Raw genomic sequence first — 3,569 nt, 5'->3', positions numbered from 1 at the left:
TATGGCAAACACTTTTCCTGTATAAACCTTAGCAGAGCCACTTGTTGTAAACGATATAGGCGAATTCATTTTGATCTGCCCTACATACTTTTCCGGAACAGAAAAGTTGATTTTGATAGGGTTGATGTTCATTAAATTGGCAATGACCTTTGTTGGAGTAATGTATTCGCCAGTGGAAATAGAGCGAAGGCCAACTTTACCACTAAATGGGGCATAGATAGACGTTTTTGCTAATTGCGCACGAATGAGTGATGTTGCTGACCTTAGGGATAATAAATCGGCTAGCGAAGTATCATATTCTTCCTGGCTGATGGCCCCTTTTGCTAGCAACTGTTTAGCACGGCTTTCATTGGTTGAGGAAAGCTTTTCTTTGGTCAAGGCCTGCTGCAATTGTGCCTGGATATCTCTGTCGTTGATTTTAACCAGCAGCATACCTTTTTTTACATTCGCACCCTCCTGAAAATAAATGCCCGTAACCAAGCCTGCTACTTCACTTTGCAGCGCTACAGATTCATTGGCTTCAATGGCACCGGTAATGTCAAGGTCGTTGTTAAAACTACTTGAATTGACCACCATTCCATTTACATTTAAGGATGAAGAAGGGCCTTTTTTGTCTTTACCACCTCCGCCTGAACCTGCAATCTTTTGATTAGCGTTAATGCGATAATAAACAAAGTAAGCGATGCCAAGGGCAATAAGAATGTAAACGATATATTTGAGCTTCATAAAGTTAATTGTATGCAAATGTTAGAATACAAAAATATTTAAATATGTCATTAAGGCGAGCGTTGTATTAAGTATGTTACAGCTTTAAAAAATATAGAATGGCAAATAGCTAACATAAGTTATAAATTTGCCACCAGAAAGCACTATAATAGGTGTGCATAATTACCTTTTTAAAAACAATTATCAATAAAACAAACCAATTTTAGCAAACATCAATAATTTTGCTGCTAAGCGGTTCATTACTTTAAAATAAATAACCACACAATGAATAGATGTTGAGCAACAATCAACTCAATTGTTCAACATAGCTTCATGACCTCTAAAAATAAATAACAAATTAATGAAATCATGTTGAGTAAACATTCAACAAAAAGCAATAGAATTTGCTCAACATAACTTCACGACCCATAAAAAACAATAATTAACACATGAAACCATGTTGAGTAAACATTCAACAAAAAGCAATAGAATTTGCTCAACATAGCTTCATGACCCATAAAAAACAATAATTAACACATGAAAAAATCAATAGTAGGATTAGTGGTCTTATTAGCCCTAAGTATGACAGCCAAATCACAAGTAAAGATAAACTTTGAAGTTAGTTTTATAGAACCTCAAGCACATTATGCAGAAGTGGAAATGAACATTTCTGGCTTAAACAAAGATTTTGTAGATGTGAAAATGCCAGTTTGGGCTCCAGGATCTTACCTGGTTCGTGAATTTGCTAAAAGTGTTGAAGGTTTTAAAGCACAGGCAGGTGGTAAAGCTGTTAAAGCAGAGAAAATTGATAAAAACACATGGAGAGTTTATCATGCTAAAAATGCAGCCTTAAAAATCAATTACCGCGTATATGCTTTTGAGGTTTCTGTGCGTACATCCTTTATTGATGATACCCACGCCTTCTTATCTTCTACAGGTATATTTATGTACCCCGATGGAATGTTGAGCTCGCCGAGTACAGTAAAAGTGATCCCTTATAAAGGCTGGTCGAAGGTGAGTACAGGCTTAGAACCAGTAGCCGGACAACAATTTACTTACCAGGCTTCAGATTTTGACATCTTATTCGACAGTCCTCTTGAAGTAGGAAACCAGGATGTTTTTGAGTTTAATGCCGCTGGTGTTAAACATGAAGTAGCCATGTATGGTGGTGGTAATTATGATAAAGAACGTTTAAAAGTGGACATGGCTAAGGTTGTGGAAGCTGCAACAGCCATCTATGGCGAAAATCCTAATAAACATTACACCTTTATTGTTCACAACTTCAGTAGAGGTGGTGGTGGTTTAGAGCATTTAAACTCTACTGTTTTAGGAGGTTCAAGAGATCAATACAATACAGAAGATGGTTACAACGGCTTCTTAGGTTTAGTTGCACATGAATATCACCATTTATGGAATGTTAAACGCCTTCGTCCGGTAGCTTTAGGTCCATTTGACTATAACAAAGAGAACTACACCACCAATTTGTGGATAGCAGAAGGTTTTACTGCTTACTACGAAAATAAAATTATGCTGCGTGCAGGTTTTGTGAATGCTGAAAACTATGCAAGTAATTTGGCTGCTGCCGTAGCGTCTGTTGAAAATACGCCGGGTGCAAAAGTGCAGTCTGCTGCTGAGGCCAGCTTTGATGCCTGGATTAAATATTACCGACCTAATGAAAATTCAAATAACACAGGCGTTTCTTACTACAGCAAAGGTGAAGTGATCGGTTTATTGATGGACCTTGAAATTGCCAATGCCACTAAAGGAGCAAAAAGCCTTGATGATGTGATGAAAGCGATGTATTTACAATGCAAAACTTTAAAAAGAGGTTATACCGATGCCGAATTTAAAGCGATGGTTGAAAAAATAAGTGGCATCAGCTTTAACGATTTTTATGCTAAATATGTTAATGGTACACAAGCTGCAGAGTATGAAAAATACTTTGGCTTTGCAGGTGTTAAAGTAAGCAACCAGAATGCAGGGAAAAATGTTCCTTACATCGGTTTGGCTTCGAGAAAAACAGAAGGCCGTATGTTTATTACTGCTGTTTCACGTAATTCTTCAGCATGGGTTGGTGGCTTAAATGTTAACGACGAGCTGATCAGTGTGGATGGTATTCCTGTGGAATCTTCTTTAGAGAGGATGCCTGCTGTTACAGGTAAAAAAGTAGGTGATGTGGTTAAGGTAGCCGTTTCCAGAGATGGATTGCCTAAAACCTTTGCTATTACCCTTAAAGCGAATCCAAATGTAAGTTTGGTAGCTGCGCTGGATGAAAAACCTTCAGCACAGCAATTAGCAGTGCGCAAGAAATGGTTTGGTCTCTAACCAATAGCCTTGAAAACCTTAAAAGCCGCATCATTTAAAAATGGTGCGGCTTTCTTTTTGGTTATAATGCCCGTAAAATATAAGTTAAGGTCAGCTATTATTTTACCAATCCGTAAGTTAGCGTTTAGAGGGCGTTGGCAGGGCCCTTGTATATCTTTCGATATAGGAAGGCCCTACGAAGGCCCTGCCCACGCCCTCTAAACGCTATGTAAACTATAACCTTTAAGATCGCCAAGTTCAACTTATCATAAACTCGTAAATGGGCAGCGAAAGACACTTAAGATCCTTAAAGAATTCGCTGTTGATGAAATAGCCTGGTAGCTTGAAAACAAAAAAGCCCGTATCCTCCATGAGGAGGGCACTGAAAAAGTCCCTTAATTTAAAAGGGATAAAACGAGTAGAAGACTAGTTTTTCTGCTCCTTTTTTTGTATTTTAAAGGTGTATTATTACTGCTTTTAAGATGTGCGCGGCGCAAAAGTTCTGAGCATAGAGATACGCTGGAAGACATGCTTTATGGCCAGAGATTTGGTCTGGACAT

The 3,569-nt window shown here is 38.1% G+C and carries 2 protein-coding genes; one reads left to right on the top strand and one right to left on the bottom strand.

All coding sequences use genetic code 11. The features are described from left to right. A partial coding sequence (locus ACR2F7_RS13015) for an efflux RND transporter periplasmic adaptor subunit (protein WP_432713990.1) occupies positions 1–726 on the bottom strand: 726 nt, incomplete at its 3' end. Positions 727–1,242: 516 nt separating this feature from the next. Between ACR2F7_RS13015 and ACR2F7_RS13010 the strand changes: the two genes are divergently transcribed. Then, positions 1,243–3,030 (top strand): M61 family metallopeptidase, encoded by a 1,788-nt coding sequence (locus ACR2F7_RS13010; protein WP_432713989.1) that lies wholly within the window; start codon positions 1,243–1,245, stop codon positions 3,028–3,030. The last annotated feature ends 539 nt before the right edge of the window (positions 3,031–3,569 follow it).

Origin of the sequence: Pedobacter sp. (assembly GCF_045628745.1) — a bacterium.
Taxonomy (GTDB): domain Bacteria; phylum Bacteroidota; class Bacteroidia; order Sphingobacteriales; family Sphingobacteriaceae; genus Pedobacter.
The sequence above is the reverse complement of the archived record's forward strand: the minus strand, read 5'-3'. Positions and strand labels throughout refer to the sequence as shown.

Excerpts from the sequence above, each read along its gene's own strand:
- ACR2F7_RS13010 (WP_432713989.1), top strand. The coding sequence starts at position 1,243 with ATGAAAAAATCAATAGTAGGATTAGTGGTCTTATTAGCCCTAAGTATG.